At 71.4% G+C, this 19326-nt stretch carries 18 protein-coding genes; 10 read left to right on the forward strand and 8 right to left on the reverse strand.

Annotated features, from left to right (window positions below; all coding sequences use genetic code 11):
* The 4 genes from TSO221_RS20095 to ligD all read left to right on the forward strand — a co-directional run bounded on the left by TSO221_RS20095 (position 1) and on the right by ligD (position 4259).
* Positions 1-696: a FadR/GntR family transcriptional regulator gene (locus TSO221_RS20095; protein WP_109120303.1), complete on the forward strand. Its 696-nt coding sequence runs from the start codon at positions 1-3 to the stop codon at positions 694-696.
* 22 nt (positions 697-718) lie between these two features.
* On the forward strand, positions 719-1915 hold the full coding sequence (gene uxuA / locus TSO221_RS20100; protein ID WP_109120304.1) for a mannonate dehydratase: 1197 nt from the start codon (positions 719-721) through the stop codon (positions 1913-1915).
* A gap of 534 nt (positions 1916-2449) precedes the next feature.
* The gene (gene rpoH, locus TSO221_RS20105) at positions 2450-3331 is read left to right on the forward strand and encodes an RNA polymerase sigma factor RpoH (protein ID WP_109120305.1); all 882 of its coding nucleotides are present in this window, start codon (positions 2450-2452) and stop codon (positions 3329-3331) included.
* Between the two features lie 76 nt (positions 3332-3407).
* Positions 3408-4259: a non-homologous end-joining DNA ligase gene (ligD, locus tag TSO221_RS20110; protein WP_109120306.1), complete on the forward strand. Its 852-nt coding sequence runs from the start codon at positions 3408-3410 to the stop codon at positions 4257-4259.
* Positions 4260-4374: 115 nt separating this feature from the next.
* Here the strand turns inward: ligD and TSO221_RS36475 are convergent, their stop codons facing one another.
* From TSO221_RS36475 to fbaA, 3 genes are all read right to left on the reverse strand, one after another.
* The gene (locus TSO221_RS36475; RefSeq protein ID WP_247878148.1) at positions 4375-4899 is read right to left on the reverse strand and encodes a hypothetical protein; all 525 of its coding nucleotides are present in this window, start codon (positions 4897-4899) and stop codon (positions 4375-4377) included.
* Positions 4900-5039: 140 nt separating this feature from the next.
* Positions 5040-6473 carry an MFS transporter gene (locus tag TSO221_RS20120; RefSeq protein WP_109120307.1) on the reverse strand — a complete coding sequence of 478 codons (1434 nt, stop codon included), beginning with the start codon at positions 6471-6473 and terminating at the stop codon, positions 5040-5042.
* 19 nt (positions 6474-6492) lie between these two features.
* Complete coding sequence (fbaA, locus tag TSO221_RS20125; protein WP_109120308.1) at positions 6493-7587, reverse strand: class II fructose-bisphosphate aldolase; 1095 nt, start codon at positions 7585-7587, stop codon at positions 6493-6495.
* A 277-nt stretch (positions 7588-7864) separates the two neighbouring features.
* Between fbaA and TSO221_RS20130 the strand changes: the two genes are divergently transcribed.
* From TSO221_RS20130 to TSO221_RS20140, 3 genes are all read left to right on the forward strand, one after another.
* On the forward strand, positions 7865-8653 hold the full coding sequence (locus TSO221_RS20130; protein ID WP_109120309.1) for a sensor histidine kinase: 789 nt from the start codon (positions 7865-7867) through the stop codon (positions 8651-8653).
* Positions 8654-8750: 97 nt separating this feature from the next.
* Positions 8751-10847: a SpoIIE family protein phosphatase gene (locus TSO221_RS20135; RefSeq protein WP_109120310.1), complete on the forward strand. Its 2097-nt coding sequence runs from the start codon at positions 8751-8753 to the stop codon at positions 10845-10847.
* Between the two features lie 92 nt (positions 10848-10939).
* On the forward strand, positions 10940-11659 hold the full coding sequence (locus TSO221_RS20140) for a response regulator transcription factor (RefSeq protein WP_109120311.1): 720 nt from the start codon (positions 10940-10942) through the stop codon (positions 11657-11659).
* A gap of 3 nt (positions 11660-11662) precedes the next feature.
* On the opposite strand, the gene TSO221_RS20145 is transcribed toward TSO221_RS20140, so the two are convergent.
* The 4 genes from TSO221_RS20145 to TSO221_RS20160 are packed head-to-tail and all read right to left on the reverse strand — an operon-like array spanning position 11663 to position 15468.
* Complete coding sequence (locus TSO221_RS20145) at positions 11663-12682, reverse strand: ATP-binding protein (protein WP_109120312.1); 1020 nt, start codon at positions 12680-12682, stop codon at positions 11663-11665.
* On the reverse strand, positions 12679-13080 hold the full coding sequence (locus tag TSO221_RS20150; protein WP_109120313.1) for a DUF1987 domain-containing protein: 402 nt from the start codon (positions 13078-13080) through the stop codon (positions 12679-12681). Before TSO221_RS20150 ends, TSO221_RS20145 begins: the two co-directional genes overlap by 4 nt.
* A gap of 1 nt (position 13081) precedes the next feature.
* Positions 13082-13642 (reverse strand): SiaB family protein kinase, encoded by a 561-nt coding sequence (locus tag TSO221_RS20155; RefSeq protein WP_109120314.1) that lies wholly within the window; start codon positions 13640-13642, stop codon positions 13082-13084.
* Between the two features lie 56 nt (positions 13643-13698).
* A complete protein-coding gene (locus tag TSO221_RS20160; RefSeq protein ID WP_109120315.1) occupies positions 13699-15468 on the reverse strand; it encodes a DUF3369 domain-containing protein in 1770 nt (589 codons plus the stop codon).
* A 187-nt stretch (positions 15469-15655) separates the two neighbouring features.
* Between TSO221_RS20160 and TSO221_RS20165 the strand changes: the two genes are divergently transcribed.
* From TSO221_RS20165 to TSO221_RS20175, 3 genes are read left to right on the forward strand one after another with little or no spacing between them, the layout of a single operon-like run.
* A complete protein-coding gene (locus TSO221_RS20165) occupies positions 15656-16366 on the forward strand; it encodes a hypothetical protein (RefSeq protein WP_109120316.1) in 711 nt (236 codons plus the stop codon).
* Positions 16363-16980 carry a hypothetical protein gene (locus TSO221_RS20170; protein ID WP_109120317.1) on the forward strand — a complete coding sequence of 206 codons (618 nt, stop codon included), beginning with the start codon at positions 16363-16365 and terminating at the stop codon, positions 16978-16980. The genes TSO221_RS20165 and TSO221_RS20170 overlap by 4 nt, the downstream gene beginning before the upstream one ends.
* On the forward strand, positions 16977-17555 hold the full coding sequence (locus TSO221_RS20175) for a hypothetical protein (RefSeq protein WP_109120318.1): 579 nt from the start codon (positions 16977-16979) through the stop codon (positions 17553-17555). Before TSO221_RS20170 ends, TSO221_RS20175 begins: the two co-directional genes overlap by 4 nt.
* A 128-nt stretch (positions 17556-17683) precedes the next feature.
* Here TSO221_RS20175 and TSO221_RS20180 read toward each other — a convergent pair whose 3' ends face one another.
* Entirely contained in the window at positions 17684-19081 is a 1398-nt protein-coding gene (locus TSO221_RS20180; protein ID WP_109120319.1) for a methyl-accepting chemotaxis protein, read from the reverse strand.
* Between the last annotated feature and the right edge of the window lie 245 nt (positions 19082-19326).

Consider the following 19326-nt stretch of genomic DNA (forward strand, 5'->3'; position numbering starts at 1 on the left):
ATGCCCTTCCAGGCCATCGAGAGCCAACGCCTCTACCAGCAGATCGCCGGGCAGATCGGCGCCCTGATCCGCCGGGGCGAGTTCGCCCCCGGCGACCGCCTGCCGCCGGAACGCGACCTCGCCCGCAGCCTGGGCGTCAGCCGCCCGGTGCTGCGCGAGGCGATGGTGGCGCTGGAGATCGCCGGACTGGTCGAGGTGCGCACCGGCTCCGGCATCTACGTCCAGCCGCCGCAGGACTCCGAGGCGCCGCCCGACCCGACGCAGAACCCCCTCGACCTGATCCGCGCCCGCCGGATGATCGAGGGCGAGATCGCCGCCGCCGCCGCCGGGAACGCCACGGCGGAGGATCTGGCCGGCATCGCCGGGGCCATGGCGATGATCGAGGCGGCGGTGGCCGACGGGCGGGACACCCTGCAGTCCGACCGGTTGTTCCACGTGCGCATCGCCGCGGCGACCGGCAACCCGGTGCTGGTGTCGGTGATCGAGGAGCTGTGGGCGCGCATGATGGCCGCCCCGGTGTTCGTCACGCTGCGCCGCCGCACCGGCCTGACCGACTACGAACCCTCGATGGTCACCGACCACTCCCGCATCCTCGACGCCCTGCGCCGCCGCGACCCCGCCGCCGCCCGCGACGCCATGCACGCCCACCTCGCCCAGGTGGAGGAGGTGATGCTGTGCGGCGACAGCAGCGGCTGACCCTTCAAGGAGACTTGCCATCATGGAACAGACCTGGCGCTGGTTCGGCCCGAACGACGTGATCCAGCTCAACCACATCCGGCAGGCGGGCGCCACCGGCGTCGTCAACGCGCTGCACGAGATCCCCTACGGCGTCGTCTGGCCGGTGGCGGAGATCGAGAAGCGCAAGGCGATGATCGAGGGCGACAAGAGCCTCGACCTGCGCTGGAGCGTGGTGGAGAGCCTGCCGATCCACGAGGACATCAAGATCGGCGAAGGCGACCTGACGCCGCTGTTCGACAACTACCGCCAGTCGATGCGCAACCTCGCGCAGTGCGGCGTCACGATGATCTGCTACAACTTCATGCCGGTGCTGGACTGGACGCGCACCGACCTGCGCGCGCCCTTGCCCGGCGGCGGCACGGCGCTGCGCTTCAACGCCTTCGAGCACGCCGCCTTCGACGTCCACATGCTGGAGCGCCCGGGCGCCGAGGCCGACCACAAGCCCGAGGTGCTGGCCCGCGCCAGGGCGTGGTTCGACAAGGCCTCGGAAAGCGACAAGAAACAACTGCTGTCCAACATCATGTCCGGCCTGCCCGGCGCCTTCGACCGCTACGACATCCCCGGCCTGCGCCGGATGATCGCGCGCTTCAAGGGCATGGACGCCGCCGGCCTGCGCGAGCGCCTCGCCCGCTTCCTGCGCGAGGTGATCCCGACCGCCGAGGAGGTCGGCATCCGCATGGGCATCCACCCCGACGACCCGCCGCGCCCGCTGTTCGGCCTGCCGCGCGTGGTCAGCACCGAGGACGACCTTGCCCACCTGCTGGACGCCGTGAAATCGGAGGCCAACGGCCTGACCTTCTGCACCGGCTCGCTGGGCGCCGGGGTGAACAACGACGTGCCGGCGATGGCCAAGCGCTTCGCCGACCGCGTCCACTTCGTCCACCTGCGCAACGTGACGAAGGAGCCGGACGGCTCCTTCCAGGAGGCCGAGCACCTGGGCGGCGACGTCGACATGGTGTCGGTGGTCACGACGATGCTGGAGGAGCAGAAGCGCCGCAAGGACGCCGGCGACCCGCGCTGGCGCCTGCCCTTCCGCCCCGACCACGGCCACGAGCTGCTGGACGACGTCGGCAAGAAGACCCACCCCGGCTACCCTGCCATCGGCCGCCTGAAGGGCTTGGCGGAGATCCGCGGCGTGATGACCGCCGTGGCCAGCATAAAGGGGCTGCCGGTGTAAGGAAGGTTGCCGTGAGTCCCCTCCCCCTGCTCCGCAGGGGGCGTGGAGCCGGTGCCGAAGGCAACGAGCGCCGAAGGCGATCGTAGGCGGAGCGCGGTCGCCCGACTTGCGGACGACCTGTGGTTGGGTGGGGGCAACGGCCTCCCCGGCCAGCGGAAATCCTTGCTGGATTCGGCCAGCCATGCTAGGAATTAAGTCTGATACACCTTAAGGCCACCCCCCCACGAACTGAACACGCCCCGCACACTGTTCCATAGTGTTCCACGGTGTTCCATCCGCCACCGGGCGAAGCCGCTGCCCCCACCCTTCCCTCCCCCCGCGGAGCGGGGGGAGGGACCCCAGGTCCGCCCCCTTGATTTGTAGGGCTACGGACACCAGATAAGGGTCCTTCCCGACATCCCTTTTCCTTGACGACGGCTGGCCCCGAGCCACCCTCCGGTCCCGTGCTTCGCCCCTCTGGCCTGCAGCTGGCCATGGCGACCCGGACGGATTTTTGACGGGGCGTTTCGCAGATGTCGGATCAGGAGACGTGCATTGGCCGAAACGCTGGTATCCGCCGACCCTCTGAACCTCTATCTCAAGGACGCCCGCAAGTACGAGTACCTGACCCCGGCCCGCGAGCAGGAGCTTGCCATCCGCTGGCGGGACCATCAGGACGCGCGGGCGCTGGACGCCCTGGTGGGCAGCCACCTTCGCCTGGTGTTCAAGATGGCGAAGGGTTTCCAGGGCTACGGGCTGCCGCTGTCCGACCTCGTTGCCGAGGGCAATGTGGGGCTGATGACGGCCGCCCGCAAGTTCGACCCCGACAAGGGCTTCCGCTTCGCCACCTACGCCTCGTGGTGGGTGCGCGCGGCGATCCAGGAATACGTGCTGCACAACTGGTCGCTGGTGAAGATCGGCACCACCGCGGCGCAGAAGAAGCTGTTCTTCAGCCTGCGGCGCCTGCGCGCCCGCATGCAGGAGCTGGAGAGCGGCGACCTCTCGCCCGAGGCGGTGGCCGCCATCGCCACCGAGCTGGACGTCCCGGAGGCCGAGGTGGTCGAGATGAACCGCCGCCTGGGCAGCGACCGCTCGCTCAACGCCGCCCTGACCGAGGACGGCGACGGCGAGTGGCAGGACATGCTGGTCGATGAGCGCTCCAGCCAGGAGACGCTGCTGGCCGAGTCCGAGGAGCGCCAGCAGCGCGTGCGCTTCCTCAAGCTCGGCCTCGACGCGCTGAACGACCGCGAGCGGCAGATCCTCGTCGCCCGCCGCCTCAGCGACGAGCCGGTGACCCTGGAGGAGCTGAGCCAGCGCTTCCACGTGTCGCGCGAACGCGTCCGCCAGCTCGAGGTCCGCGCGTTCGAGAAGGTGCAGAAGGCGGTGATGGCGCAGCACCGCGCGCTGGTCACCGCCACGACGCAGCGGACGATGTAGAGCCGGGCCCTCGATCTGACCGGGGAGCGAATGCCGTGGTGCGGCGTTCTTCCGCTGAAGCAGCTGGAGACCGCCCGTGCCCAAGGCCGACACCATCGACATCGCCGGAGTCACCCTCAGCCACCCCGACAAGGTGCTGTGGCCGGAGCAGGGCGTCAGCAAGCGCGACCTCGCCGCGTACTACGTCTCGATGGCCGGGCGCATCCTGCCGCACGTGGCGAACCGGCCGCTGACGCTGGTGCGCTGCCCGTCCGGCCGCCAGGGCGCCTGCTTCGTGCAGAAGCACCCCTGGCCCGGCCTGCCCAAGGCGGTGCGCCGGCTGCGCTGCGGCGACGAGGAGTGGGTGGGGGTGGACGACCTCGCCGGCATCGTCGCGCTGGTGCAGGCCGGCGTGCTGGAGCTGCACCCCTGGGGCGCCACCGCCGACGACCTGGAGCGGCCGGACCGCGTCGTCCTCGACCTCGACCCGGCCGAGGGCGTGCCGTGGGCGCGCGTGGTGGAGGGCGCGCGGACGCTGCGCACGGGTCTGGAGGGCATGGGCCTGCGCGGCTTCGTCAAGACGACCGGCGGCAAGGGCCTGCACGTGGTGCTGCCCATCGAGCCCGCCGCGGACTGGGAAGCGGCGAAGGCCTTCGCGCACGACGTGGCGGCGCGGCTGGCCGGGCGGGAGCCGGACCGCTACACCACCAACCCGCTGAAGGAGGCCCGCAAGGGACTGATCTTCCTCGACCACCTGCGCAACAGCCGCGGCGCGACGGCGGTGGCGGCCTATTCGACGCGGGCACGGCCGGGCGCGCCGGTGGCCACGCCCCTGACGTGGGAGGAGCTGAGCGAGGATCCCCAGGTGAACCGGCGCACGCTGGCGGACCCGCCGCGGGGGGACGCGTGGGAGGGGTTCTTTTCGATGAAACAGCGGTTGCCGGGGTGACTCGTGCCCCCACCCCTGACCCCTCCCCCGCTTCGCAGGGGAGGGAGTCTGTCGCCGCGTTTCCCCTCCCCTGCGAAGCGGGGGAGGGGTCAGGGGTGGGGGCAAGCAGCCTCCGCTACGCCCGCGCCCGCCTCCGCCCGTGCTCCTCGACCCGTTCCATCAGGTCCGCCACGCCCAGCGCGTCGTCGAACTCCCCCTGCTGCAGCAGGGTCCGGCCGAAGACGGCGAGCGTGCCGAGCACCGCCTCCTCGTCGGTCACGCCGTGCGCCGGGCGCTCGTCGCGGTCCACTAACAGCACACCGAGCACCGCCAGCTCCTCGGCCACCGCGTTGATCGCCCGGTCGAGCGCCGCCTCGTCGCCCGGCGGCACGGTCAAAATCGGGTGCAGCAGCGCGTCGTAGCAGAGTTCGCCCCAAGGCTCGGCCGCGTTGGGGAAGAGGGAGCAGCCGGCCACCAGCATCATGGCCCGCTCCTGCGCGCCCGACAGCTCCGGGCAGCGCGCCATGCGGCGGCCGTTCACCAGCACGTCCCAGCCCTCGTCCGTGTCGCTGGCGACGAAGCGCAGCTCGACGCGGCGCCCGCGGCCTTCCAGGAACACCCGGCGCGGCGTCTCGAACCGCCACGTCATCGATGGTCGCATGTCGCCCTCCTCGGCGCGGCAGCGCGCCCGGTTCAAAACGCCGGTGACAGGAGTGGAAGCGGTCTCGGGCGGATGGAATCCGCAGCTCTGTCAAAGCCATATGGGCGCGGTTCGCGGCGCATCAAGCGAGGCCCGCCGTCTCATTCGGCTGGGGCGACGCTGCACAAGGGGGTGGCGACGCTCTCCAGCGGCCGGCGCTCGGCCCGCACGCCGATCCACAGCTCGATGCCCGCGGCGATCACCATCAGCGCCGCGGCGATGCCGTAGCCCATCATGATCTGCGCGCGGTCGCCGGTCTCGATCAGCCGCCCGAAGAACCACGGCGCCGCCACGCCGCCCAGCAGCGTGCCCAGCGCGTAGAACAGCGAGATCGCCGTCGCCCGCGCCTCCAGCGGGAAGCTCTCGCTGACCGTGAGGTAGGCGGAGCTGGCGGCGGCCGAGGCGACGAAGAAGATGACGCTCCAGGCGACGGTCTGCGTGGTGGCGGTCAGCAGCCCGTGCAGGAACAGCCAGCCGGTGCCGAACAGCAGCACGCCCGACAGCGCGTAGGTCGCCGCGATCATCGGCTTGCGTCCCCACGTGTCGAACAGCGGCCCGAGCAGCAGCGGCCCGGTGAAGTTGCCCAGCGCGAAGGGCAGCACGTACCAGCCGACGTCGCTGTTCGGCACGCCGTAGAACCTGGTCAGGATCAGCACGTTGGTGAAGAAGATGGCGTTGTAGAAGAACGCCTGCGCGATCATCAGCGACAGCCCCAGGAAGGACCGCCGCTTGTACCGGGTGAACAGCACCCGCGCGACGGCGGCCATCGAGGTGTCGCGCCGCAGGTCCAGCGTGATGCCCGGCCCCGCCACCGGCGCCAGCGCGCGCCCGTGGGCGGCGCGCACCCGGCCCTCGATGCCCTCGACGATGGCCTCCGCCTCGCCGATGCGGCCCTTGACCATCAGCCAGCGCGGGCTCTCCGGCAGGAAGCGGCGCAGGAAGATGATGAACAGCGCCAGCACCCCGCCGATGCCGAACGCCATCCGCCAGCCGACGTCCGGCCCGAGGAATCCCGGCGCCAGCAGCACCACGGCGCCCAAGGCACCCAGCGCCGCCCCCACCCAGAAGCTGCCGTTGATGGCGAGGTCGGTGCGGCCGCGGTAGCGGCACGGGATCAGTTCCTGGATGGCGGAGTTGATGGCCGCGTACTCGCCGCCGATGCCGGCGCCGGTGAGGAAGCGGAACGCCGCGAAGCTCCAGTAGTCCCAGGCGAAGGCGCTGGCCAGCGTGGAGACCGCGTAGACGGCCAGCGTGATGTAGAAGAGCTTCTTGCGCCCCCAGCGGTCGGTCAGCCAGCCGAACAGCAGGGCGCCGATCACCGCGCCGAGGATGTAGGCGCTGCCCATGTCGCCGATGTCGGCGTCGGTGAAGCGCAGGGTCGGGCTGTCCTTCAGCGCCCCGGCCAGCGAACCGGCCAGCGTGACCTCCAGCCCGTCGAGGATCCAGGTGATGCCCAGCGCCACCACCACCAGCCAGTGGAACCGGCTCCAGGGGAGCCGGTCCAGCCGGTGGGGGATGTCGGTGCTGTGGATCACCCGCTCCCCCGTCCTCCGTTTACGAGGCCGCCAGCGACTTGCCGGTGGCGCCCAGGTCGGCGAAGGCCTCGTCCAGGCGGGTGGCGATGCCCTTCTCGCCCTCGCGCAGCCAGACGCGCGGGTCGTAGAGCTTCTTGTAGGGCTTGCCGGTGTCCGGATCGATCTGGTGCTTGAACGCCTTCTCGTTGGTGAAGACGAAATTGCCGATGGTCGAGGCGAAGGCGAACTGCGTGTCGGTGTCGATGTTCATCTTGAACACGCCGTAACGCACCGCCTCCTCGATCTTCTCCTTCTCGGAGCCGGAACCGCCGTGGAACACCAGGGCGAGCGGCTTCTCGCCGCCGCCGTGCGTCTTCGCCACGAGGTCCTGCGAGTTCTTCAGGATCTCCGGGCGCAGCTTGACGTTGCCCGGCGCGTAGACGCCGTGCACGTTGCCGAACGACGCCGCCACCGAGAAGTGGCCGATGGAGGAGAGCACCTCATAGGCGCGCAGCACGTCCTCCGGCTGGGTGTAGAGGTGGGCGTTGTCGGCGCTCAGGTCCTCCGAGCCGACACCGTCCTCCTCGCCGCCGGTGACGCCCAGCTCGATCTCCAGGCTCATGCCCATGGGGGCGAGGCGCTTGAGGATGCGGGCGCACTCCGCCAGGTTCTCCTCCAGCGGCTCCTCCGACAGGTCCAGCATGTGCGAGCTGAACAGCGGCTTGCCGGTGCGGCGGAACTCCTCCTCCGAGTGGGCGATCATGCCCTCGACCCAGGGGACCAGCTTCTTGGCGGCGTGGTCGGTGTGCATGACGACGCACACGCCGTACTCCTTGGCCAGCAGGTCCACGTGGCGGGCGGCCGAGACGGCGCCCAGGACGCGCGCCTGCGCCGAATCCTTCATGCCCTGGCCGGCGTAGAACTGCGCGCCGCCGCTGGACAGCTGGATGATGACGTCGGACTTGTTGCGGGCCGCGGACTCCAGCACGGCGTTGATGGTGCTGGTGCCGATCACGTTGACCGCCGGCAGGGCGTAGCCGCCGTCGCGGCAGGCCGCCAGGAGGGTGCGGTAGTCCTCGCCGGTGACGACGCCGGGTTTCAGCGTGCTCCGGGTGGGGGCCGTGGTCGTGCTCATGCGTTTCCGCCTTTCACTTTTGTCGGTTGGGGTTCGGCCAAGGGCCAGCCGACGGCAAGCCCAACAGCGTTTGGGGCGGGACGTTGCCCCACCGCGCGCATTTCCGCAACCGAACCGATCGGGTGAGACGTTTCGTCCACCCGGATTGGGCCTCTCTCCCGTCCCGGAGCGCCTCGGAACGATGTCCCAATTCTGCCCCCGCCCGGCCACAGCCATCTCACACCTACCCCTTTCGATAGGGGTGCACCATGGGCGAAAGCACGTGAGGACCACGACCATGTGGCGAGACCTTCTCCGGCGCGCCGTCGCTCCCTTCCCGCTGCCGGCCGCGGCGCCGGCGGGCACCGCCGGGTCGGCCTGGGCGCTGGCCTGCGCCGCCGCCGGGAACGGCGGGGACGACGAGTCCGAGACCGCCGCGCTGCGCGCCCGCGTCGCCGCGCTGGAGGCCGAGCTGGGCCGCGCCGAGCTGCTGCTGCGCGAGACCAACCATCGCGCCAAGAACGCCTTCGCCACCATCGCCTCGCTGGTCGCCATCGAGCTGGCCGACATCCGCGACCCGAAGGCGCGCGAGGTCCTGCAGCTGACGCAGGAGCGGCTGTCGGCGGTGGCCCTGGTGCATCAGGCCCTGCAGGGGAGCAGCGAGGACGCGGTGCTCGACCTCGGCGCGCTGCTGAAGCGCCTGGGCGGCGCCGTCGCCTTCTCCATGGGCGCGGAGGAGCGCGGCATCGAGGTGCGCATCGCCACACAGCCGGTGCCGGTGGAGGCCGGGGCGGCGCTCACCCTCGCCCTCGTCGCCAACGAGTTGCTGACCAACGCCCTGAAGTACGCCTTCACCGGGCGCAGCGGGGGCTGCGTCGAGCTGACCCTGCGCCGCCGCGCCGGCCGGCTGCTGCTGCGGGTGAAGGACGACGGCATAGGCTCCGCGCCCGCACCCGGCCGCCGGGGCGCGGCCGGCACCGGGCTGACGCTGGTCCGCCGTCTGGCCGAGCAGCTCGGCGCGCGGGTGCGCTTCGGCGGGCGCGACGGCACCTCGGTCACCGTCTCCATCCCCTGCGGCGCGCTCTGAGGCGCCTCCTTCCTCGGTTTGTCCCTGCGCAATTCCGTTTGCATCGCGTAAAAGAGATCGGGATGCTGATGCCGCTGGATTGTCGGAAGGGATAGACATGCCCCGCACGGGAACGCCGCGCCTGCGGCTTGGTGTCGCCGCCCGGCTGACCGCCGGTCTGGTCGGGCTGACGGTCCTCACCATCCTGGCGGCCTCGGTGGCGCTGTACGGCACGCAGGCGTTCCGCGACGGCTTCGACCGCATCGCGCTGAGCCGCTTCGGCCAGCTGGTCGCCATGGCCCACCTGACGCAACAGAGCCACAGCGTCACCTCCGCCGGCCCGCGCATGGTCGGCGCCACCGACCGCCGCGACCTGGAACAGCAGGTCGCCAACACCCGCGACCTGTTCCGCCGGTTCGACGCGGCGGCCGGCAACCTGGTGGCGTCCGGTGCCGATCCCACGGTGGTGGCCGGTCTCACGGCCATGCGCACGCATCTGCAGGACAGCCTGAACCGGCTGGCGGCGCTGGTCGCCGACCGGCAGGACGCCGACGCCGCGCTCGCCCGCGCCATGGACGACCTCGACCGGCAGGCGCAGGATTCGCGCCGCGTGCAGAGCCGGCTCGCCGAAGTGATCACGGCGCTGACCGAGATCAACGCCAGCCAGGGCGACATCGTCGCCATCGAGGCGCAGGTGCGCAACGGCGACGTCATCCGCCGCATCACCGACGACATGGCGCGCGCCGTCAACGTCATGCTGCGCGTCCCCAGCGTCCGCTACCCCGGCCAGCTGGCGCCGATGCTGGACGAGGTGCGCCGCCTGATCGCCCGCGTCCGGCGGGATTCGCAGGAGCTGCCGGGCGCCTTCGCCGACGGCTACGTGGCGCTGGGCAACCAGCTGAACGCCCAGGCCGAGGGCCCCGCCAGCGTCTTCGCGCTGCGCCTGCGCCAGATCGAGGTGACCGAGCAGGTCATGGCCGTGCTGAACGCCAGCAAGGAGGACCTGGACCGCTTCATCGCCAGCGTCACCCGTCAGTACGAGGCGCTGGAAGCCGACATCGCCGAGGAGCGCGGCGACTTCACCGCCTTCATCGCCAACATCTTCAACGGCCTGTTCGCCATCGCCGCGGCGGCGGTGACCGGGGCCGCGGTGATCTTCCTGTTCCTGCGCCGCCGGGTGATCGGCCGCCTGACCGGGCTGCAGCACTGCATGGTGGCGAACGCCGAGGGGCAGGCGGTGCCGATCCCCGCCGACGGCCACGACGAGATCGCCGACATGGGCCGCGCCTTCGGCTATTTCGTCGGCGAGGTCGGCCGGCGCGAGACCGCGTTGCGCGCCGCCAAGGACGAGGCCGAGCGCGCCTACGCCCAGCTGGCCTCCGCCAACGCCTCGATCCGCGAGGGCATGCGCTACGCCCAGCGCATCCAGCAGTCGCTGCTGCCCGACGTGGACGCGCACGGTGGCCTGCTGGAGGATCTGGCGGTGGCGTGGCAGCCGCTCGACGCGGTGGGCGGCGACTATTACTGGATCGGCGCGCAGGACGGGCGCTGCATCATCGCGGTGATGGACTGCACCGGGCACGGCGTACCCGGCGCCTTCATGACCGCCATCGTCGCCTCGGCGCTGGCGCGCATCCTACAAGACCATGCCCAGGATCACGCGCACGACGACCCGGCCGGCATCCTGGCAACGCTCAACACGCTGGTGCGCGGCGCGCTGCGCCAGGATCGACCCGAGGCCACCTCGAACGACGGGCTGGACGCCGCCATCGTCGTCCTCGACCCCGCCGCCCGCCGCCTGTCCTTCGCCGGCGCCAACATGCCGCTGCTCCACGACGACGGGCAGGCGCTGCACCTGATCAAGGGCGACCGGCACAGCCTGGGCTATCGCGAGTCGCGCCCGGATTTCGAATTCCAGCGCCACGACCTCGATCTGACACAGGGCATGCGCTTTTATCTGATGACCGACGGCGTCACCGACCAGATCGGCGGCCCGACGCGCCGGCTGTTCGGCCGGCGCCGCGTGCAGGAGCTGCTGCGCGCCGGCGCGCACCTGCCGATGCAGGCGCAAGTGCGGCAATTGCTGGATGCGCTGGCCGAATACCGCGGCGAAGAGCCGCGGCGCGACGACCAGACCTTCATCGGCTTCGTGCCGTGCCTGGTCCCGGCCGACGGTTCGGCGGAAGCCCGGCCGGCCGACGCGGTGCCCGCCTGAGTTGCTGTATCACACAATCCAATGGCGCACACGGGAGGATGCTTCTAGTATCGTGTCACAGACGGTGACGTATCGGCGGGAGCACGGAAAGCATGGTGTCGGCGGTGATAGCCGTGGTGGAGGACGAGGCCTCGCTGCGCCGCGACATGGTGGAGTACCTGCGCGGCTGCGGCTTCGACGCCATGGGCGCCAAAACGGGCCGCGAGCTGAACGACATCCTGGCCGCCAAGCCGGTCTCCGTCGCCATCCTCGACGTCAACCTGCCGGGTGAGGACGGCTTCACCATCGCGGCACGGCTGCGCGAGACCCCGGGAATCGGCGTCATCATGGTGACGGCGCGCGGCACGACGGTGGACCGCGTGGTCGGGCTGGAGATCGGCGCCGACGCCTACATGGTGAAGCCGGTCGAGATGCGCGAGCTGGAGGCCCAGGTGAAGTCGCTGCTGCGCCGCCTGGAATCGGCGCCGGCGCACGCCCCGGCCGCCACCGCCCCGCCCGCCGCCGACGAGGAGCACTGGACGCTGCATTCCACCGACTGGTCGCTGACCAGCCCCGGCGGCGTGCGCGTGTCGCTGACCAGCACCGAGATGAAGCTGGCCTCCTTGCTCGCCGCCCAGGCCCGCCAGCCGGTGTCGCGCGACCAGATCTCGCTGGCGCTCTACAACCGCCGCTGGGACCCGCAGGACCGCACCATCGATACGGTGGTCCGCCGCCTGCGCAACAAGCTGGAAAAGGCCATCGGCGAGACCCCGCCGCTCAAGTCGGAGCACGGCGTGGGCTACGTGTTCTCGGCGCCGGTGCGGACCGTCTAGGGATTACCCCGGCGCGACCCTCGGGAACGTCAGCGCGAACGCCGCCCCCTGCCCCGGCGGGCTCTCCACCGTGATGGAGCCCTTCAGCGGCCCGACCGCCAGGTTGTGCACGATGTGCAGGCCCAGCCCGCTGCCGCCCTCGCCGCGCCGCGTGGTGAAGAACGGCTCGAAGACGTGCGGCAGGTTCCCGGGCGGGATGCCGGCGCCGTCGTCGGCGTAGGTCAGGCACACCGTCTCCGGGTCGGGCTGCGTCACCGCGATGCGCAGCCGCCCCGCCCGCCCGTCGCCGTAGCCGTGCGTCAGCGAGTTCATCACCAGGTTGGTGAGGATCTGCGACAGGGCGCCCGGATAGCCCTCGACCATCAGGCCCGGCGGACAGTCCACCGTCACCGTGTGGTTGCCGCGCTTCAGGTTGGGCTGCAGGCTGAGCAGCGTCTCCTGCACGTAGGCGCGCAGGTCGAAGCCGCGGCGCTCGGCGCTCGCCCGGTCGACCGCCACCTGCTTGAAGCTGTTGATGAGCTGCGCCGCGCGCTCGCAGTTGGCGAGGATCAACGCCGTGGTGTCGGTGGCGGTGGCGAGGTAGCGGTTGAAGTCGCCGCGCCCCAGCTCCCCCTTCTCCACCATCGCGGTGAGCCGCGCCGTGGCGTCGGACAGGTGCGAGGCGCAGGAGACGGCGATGCCGACCGGCGTGTTGATCTCGTGCGCCACCCCGGCCACCAGGGCACCCAGCGAGGCGAGCTTCTCCTGCTGCACCAGCACGTCCTGGGCCTCGCGCAGGCGCTCGAGCGCGTCCTCGGCCTCACGGCGGCGGCGTTCGGCCTCCTGGTTGGCGGTGGCGAGCTGCCCTTGCAGGCGGTCGCTCACCCGCACCAGCCGGCGCTGCTCGCGGTAGCTGCGCTTGAAGCCGTCCACCAGTTCGGCCAACTCCGCGCCGACCTCCGGCGCCAGCGCCGTCAGCCGGGCTTCCAGCGCCTGGGCCCGCTCGATGACCTGCTCCTCGGCATCGAACAGATTGAAGTTCATGAGTCGCGGTCCGCCGCCTCGCGCAGGCTGAAGGCCACGTGCTCGAGGTCCTCCGAGAAGTCCTCGCCGAACTCGCGCATGGTCTCGTCGTCGGGATCGCAGTACCAGTCGACGGTGACCGGACGGCCCTGGCGCGCCGCCGCCTCCAGCAGCTGGAAGATGGTCATCAGCACCTTGGCGCTGGAGCTGTTGAAGTAGACCAGCTCGATGGCGACGTGCAGCGGCGCGTCCGACGGCTCGGCCAGATGCTCGCGCAGCGCCGCGACCACCGGGCCGAACAGCGTCGCCACGTCGTCGGGATAGGATTCGCCGCGCAGCGCCAGCCGGCCGGAGGCAAAGTCGAAGTCGATCTCGGGCGTCCGCGGGGTCGCCGGGATGGTCAGCCGTTCCGTGGCCATGTCAGATGCGAACCTTGAGGCAGAAGAAGGTCTTGTCGGTGTCGGTGGCGGCGAAGTCGTACTCGATCGGCTCGCTGGCGCGCCGGGCGATCTCGATCAGGCCGATGGTGGCGCCGCGGCTGCCCTCGTCCGGCGCCTCGCGCAGCTGCTCGCGGTAGTGCGCCTTGATGCCGTCCTTGTCGAGGCCCTTCAGGAAGTCCAGCCGCTCGCGCAGGCGCGGCACGTCGCCGTTGCGCACGGTGTTGCCGCAGACGATGAAGAACTTCCCGCCCTCCATGCCGATGGTGACCATGCCGGCGCTCAGCTCGATGGTGCGGCCGTCGTTGGCGACGATCTTCTCTGCCGAGTAGCGGATGATGTTCTGCATCTGCTCGACGAACACCGAGAAGACGCGGCGCACCGTCGGGCCGTCCGCATCCTCCAGCGTCATCTTCTCACGTAAAGCCTCGCCGAGGGAGAACAGGATCCCCTCCGACAGATAGCCGCTGAACGAGAAGATGATGCCCTTGGAATCCAGCTCGCGCTTGAACGCGGCGTATTCCTGACCGAGCGTCGCTGCCATTTCCGACAACCTCTTGCCCCGACAACCCTTTGCGATGTGCGCCGACTATCTCACCATCACCGGCGGCCGTCCACCGGCGGCTCCAGCGGCAAAAGGATGCGGAAGGTGGAGCCCTCGCCCACCGCGCTCTCCACCGTGATGGCGCCGCCGTGCAGCTGCACGATCTGCTGCACCGTGTGCAGGCCGATGCCGGTGCCCGGATGCCCGCCGGCGTTGCTGCCGCGGAAGAAGCGGTCGAAGACGCGCCCGACCTCGTTGGCCGGGATGCCGCAGCCGCGGTCGCCCACCTCCAGCACCGCCAGCGGGCCGTCGCGCCGGCCGCGGATGGTCACCTGCGCCGTCCCGTCCGAATACTTGACCGCGTTGCCGATCAGGTTGGCCAGCACGAGGCCGAGCAGGTCCGCGTCCCCCGACACCGATCCCGGCAGGTCCGCCACGTCCAGCGCGATGGTGCTTTCCGGATGCGCGGCGCGGTGCATCTCCGCCGTGGTGCGCACCAGGGCGGCGAAATCCACCGGCCGGCGGTCCAGCGTCAGGTTGCCGGCCTGCAGCCGCTCGTCGGTCAGGTAGGAGTCGATCAGGCCGGTCAGCCGCTGCACGGCGGTGCGGATGACGCCCAGCCGCTCCAGCCGCGCCGCCTCCCCGCTCTCGACCCGCAACGCCAGCAGCTGCGCGGCGCTGTCGATCACCGCCAGCGGCGTGCGGAACTCGTGCGACACCATGGTGAGGAACTGGCGCTGCTGCGCCTTGGCCTCCAGCTCGCGTTCCAGCGCGCGCTCCACCCGCTCCTTGGCGGCGAGCAGCGCCTTCTGGTTGGCGGCCAGTTCGGCCGTCCGCTCGGTCACGCGCTGCTCCAGCGAGCGGTTCAGCGCCAGCAGGTCCTCGTAGAGGCAGACGTTGTCGAAGCCGATGGCGACGCGGGCACAGAACAGCTCCAGCAGCCGGTGGTCGTCCTTGCCGTAGGGCTCCGGCCGCTCCAGGACGAAGGCGGTGGCGCCGTGCTCCAGTGTACGGAACATCAGCACGCAACGCTCGGCCCCAAGGACGCTGCGCTCCGTCGCGAAGGCCTCGGCCACCGCGGCGGCGAGGTCCGGTGGCAGGGCGGCCTCGGCCGGCTGGCCGATTGCGGCGCCGTAACGGCCGCTGCCGGCGACCACGGTCAGTACCCGCGCTCCGTCGCCGCGCTCGGCCGGCCGGCAGGCGACCACCGAACCACCGGCGTTGTCGACCACCCGGCCCAGCTGCTCGACCAGCCGCTCGACCAGCGTGCGCATGGAGCGCGTCTCGAACAGCGGCGGCGTGGCGTTGACGATCCGCTCCAGGCCCTGGCGGTGCCGCTCGATGGTGACGATGTCGCGCCACGAGCGCAGCGCGCCGACCAGCGCGGTGAACAGCTTCTGCGCCGTCAACTCGCTCTTGGCCTTGTAGTCGTTGACGTCGTAGGCGATCACCACCTCGCGCTCCGGCGCCTGCCCGGGCTGGCCGGTGCGCAGGATGATGCGCATGCGGGCGTTGCCCAGCTCCTCACGGATGTGGCGCACCAGCTGCAACCCTGCATCGTCGGTCTCCATCACCACGTCGAGCAGCGCCACCGGGATGTCCGGCCGCCCGGCCAGCACGGCGCGGGCGTCGGCCGCCGACAGCGCCTTCACCATCTCGAACGGCCGCCCGTCGAACTCGAAGTCGCGCAGCAGGACCGAGGTCATCTGGTGCACCTGCGGGTCGTCGTCGACGACCAGCACCGGCCACGGCACCGCCGCCGGGCGCCCGGCCACCGTGAGGTCGGCCGCCTCGTCGTCGAAAAACAGGGGATCCTCGATCGCCATCCGCCGCCGCTCCGCGCACCACGTCCGTGACAGCAGGGAACCACTGCACACCGGCCCGGTCAAAGGCGATTTTTCGGAAATGCTTAGGTTTCGACACATGGTGACGCATACCGTCGCATTTGATCGGTGGAGCCTTGTGCGCCGCACTCCTACCCTGACTGTAGAAAAAAGGCGGGGGCCGGGCGCCATGGAGAACATCGAAAGCCTGATGGCCATGCGGGTCGAAACGGTGCGGGAATTGCTGCGCCACCTCGACCGCCCCACCGTCCTGCGCATCTTCGACCGCATGTCCAGGACGCCGCCGCGCAATGGCCAGCTGGCCTCCCGTCTGATGTCCGTGGTGCTGGAGCTGCTGAACGGCGGCCGGCGCGAGCACGCCCGCCGGCTGTGGACCTCGTGGCTGGAGCCGGTGCTGGTGCGCGACCACCTCGGCCCGGCCAGCGGCCGCCCGCTGCCCGGCACGGTGAACGCCGCCGACGCCGCGGCGTGGTGGGCGGTGCTGGCCCCGCACATGGCGGAATTGGTGGCCGACGTGCAGGAGCGCGTGGCCGAGCGCGCCCGCCACGTCCCGCTCGACCGCATCCTGGAGTCGGAGGAGGCGGAGCGCTGGGCGGAGACGCTGCGCCGCCGCTCGGTGATCGCGTTGCGCACGGCGCGCGACAACCCGCAGGTCCTGGACGCGATGCTGAACGCCGCCAACGCCGAGCGCTCGCGCCTCGCCGGCGTGCCGCTGGAGCGGCTGCGACCGCTTGACGTGCGCGACCTCGACACGCTGCTGGCGGTGCTGGAGGCGATGCCGGCGTGGTACGCCGCCGACTGGCGCGAGCGCGAGCACGACCACCTGCTCGTCTCGGTGCGCGGCGCCCTGCATGCGGAGCGTCAGGCGGGGACCGCATGAGCACCGAAGCCGGCTTCGCCGTCCTCCTGGTGCTGCTGGGAATCGGCGCGCTGGGCGGCATGGTGGTGATGGAGGTGTCGCGCCTGGGCCTGCTGTCGGCGCGCCGGGCGCTGGTGCAGAAGCGCATCGAGGCCCTGCGCTCGGAAACCGAGCGGGCGCGCGAACGGGCCGCCCAGCTCGACGCCGCCATCGAGCGCGGGCAGGCGCAGCTGGCGCATCTCGCCGCCGAGGTGCAGCGCCTGGCCTCCCTGCTGCGCACCGTCGAGGCCGACCGGGTGGAGCTGGTGCACGACCTCGGCGCGCCGGACGGACGGACGGCGCCGTTCCGCTGCGTGCTGCGCACGGTGCCGGATTTCGCCCGCCTCGATCAACGCCATGTCGTCTTTTCCCGCGACATCTGGCAGCGCAAGAACGTCGCCCACGTCTGGGCCGACGCGCCGGAGCTGGCGCACGCCCTGCTGCTGCGCGCCTTCCCCGCCCGCTCCGGCGTGCTGGCCGGCGCCATCGAACGGGTGGCCGAGCGGGTGGCCGAGCGCGCCGCGCCGCCCAGACCCGCGCCCGTCCCGGAGGCGCCGGACGACACCATCCCCGACGCCGCACTGGTGGCCGCATGAGCGTCTTTCTCGCCTACGCCGCCGTCGGGCTTCTGGTGATCAGCGTCATCCTGGGCCGAATGGCGCGCCGGCAGTTCGAGACGGCGCGCAAGGCGCTGGCCGCCGACGAGGCGGTGCTGGCCACCGCCGGCCAGGCGCTCCAGGAGGCGCTGCGCGTCCGCAACGACGCCGAGCAGCGCCACGCCGGCCTCGACGGCCGGCTGGAGCAGGCACAGGCCGAGGGGCGCGCCGCGCAACAGGCGCTGGAGACCGCGCGCGAGGCGCCGGTCGAGCGCTTCCACGTCTTCGACCGGCTGGAGCCGCGCCCCGGTTCGCTGTGGTCGGTGACGGTGGTGCGCCGCCCCGATGCCCCCGGCGGCCCGGCGCCCTGGACCGGCGAGCGCACGCTGATCGTTGCCGCCAGCGGCCAGAGCGAGGCGCTGGAGCGCGTCATGACGCGCTATCCCCGCAGTTCCGGCTTCGAGGTGCGCGACGCGACGCCGTGTCCGCTGTTCGATCAGAACGCCCTCCCCCGACCGGGTCGGGGACCCGCTCAGCGGGAGGGTGGGGGCAGCGGCCCAACCCGGAAGCCGTAGCCCCCACCCCGCCCACCGGTCGCCCGCAAGTCGGGCGACCGCGCTTCGCCTACGACCGCCTTTGGCGCTCGTTGCCTTCGGCACCGGCTCCACGCCCCCATCGGGGATGGGGGAGGGAGAAATACCCCTCACGCATGCCGGTAGTTCAGCCGCACCGCGCCCCAATGCCGGCCGCGGACGCGGATCGGCACGGCGACCTCCTTGATGGTGACGAACTGCCCGCCGCCCATGTCACGGCGGTAGGTCTGCAGCAGGAAGGGCTTCGTCGTGCGTGCCGAGGCCAGCCCGGTGCGGTCGTTGAACAGGCGCCGGTTGCGGCAGTTCGCGGTGTTCCAGGCCACATCGCCGGAACGCTGCGCCGCCGCGTACCTGGCGTTGTGCGTCGGCAGGTAGCCGTTGCGGTCCACCGGCACGCAGGACACGGTGCGCGGGTCGGCGGCGAAGGCCGGCTCGACGATCGGCGGCACCATGCGGTCGGTGAAGTCGGTGAAGCGGGTGCGGTGCTGCACCGGATCGGTGCCGGGGACCGGCCGGTAGTCCTCGTCGAACAGGTCGGCCTCGCTCAGCTCGCCGCGCTCCAGCGCCGCCTCGAAGGCGGAGGACAGGCGGACGGCGACGTCCTGCGCGCGGTGGACGAAGGGGGTGTCCGCCGTCTCGATGCCCATGGCGGCGGTCGCCTCGATCAGCCCCTCGCCGAGCGTCAGCAGCGACGCCGCCTGCCCCTTGGCGCGCGCGATGTCCTCGCTGGAGGAGGCGACGTCGGCGGCGATCTGCGCCAGCCGGCCCTCCATGTCACGGCAGTGGTCGTGGATGCCGGCGGCGTCCGCGTCGATGCGCCCGGCCTCGGCGTCGATCCGGGCCATGGCGCCGCCGACCGTGGCGAACACCCCGGCGATGCGGTCGGTGCCGTCGCGCACGCCGGCGGCGCGCCGGGCACCGACCGCGCCGTGGTCGAGCAGCGTGTTCACCCGGCTGTCGAGGACGCGCAACGTGCCCTCGATCTCGGTGGTCGCCTCAGCGGTCTTGCGCGACAGCGCCTTCACCTCGCCGGCCACCACGGCGAAGCCGCGCCCGGCCTCGCCCGCCCGCGCCGCCTCGATGGTGGCGTTGAGCGCCAGCAGGTTGGTCTGCTTGGCGATGGCGGCGATCTCCTTGGCCACCTTGCCGACCGCCTGCAGCGCCTCGCGCAGGTCGCCCAGGCCGTTCTCGATGTCGCCGACGGTGCCGACCAGCGCCTGGATCTCGCCGAGCGCCTGCGCCAGCGTGCCCTGCGAGCGGTCGACCTCGGCGCGGCCGTGGCGCACCTCCTGCACGGTCACGCGGGCCGAGCCGGCGATCCGCCCGCCGGCCGCCGCCATGGCGATGGAAGCCTCGTGCAGGTCGCCCAGCGTCGCGGCGCTGCGGTCCATGCGCGCGGAGATGTCCTCGATGCGGCCGGTGATCTCGGCGATCTCCACCGACACGCCGCCCGCGGCGTCGGCGATGCGGCCGACATGGTCGAAGGCGAGGCTCGACGATCCGTCCATGGGTGACTTCCTCCCTTTGCGTTCTTCGTTGCTTAGTTGAGAGAGCAAACCATGTGCCACGCTCGGGTATTCGTCTCAAACCCACGGAATCCCTGCGAGGCCGCCCGGCCGGCGCGGCACAGGGTGTCTGCGCCCGAGGACAGGTGTCGGGAAATCCGGCGCAGTCGAGGATGAGGGGAGTCCCCGAAAGCGCGGCCGGACGGGGGAAGGCCCGGCCGCGAAGTTCGGGAAGAAACGAAAGCCGA

The sequence above is a fragment of the Azospirillum sp. TSO22-1 genome (genome assembly GCF_003116015.1).
Taxonomy (GTDB): domain Bacteria; phylum Pseudomonadota; class Alphaproteobacteria; order Azospirillales; family Azospirillaceae; genus Azospirillum.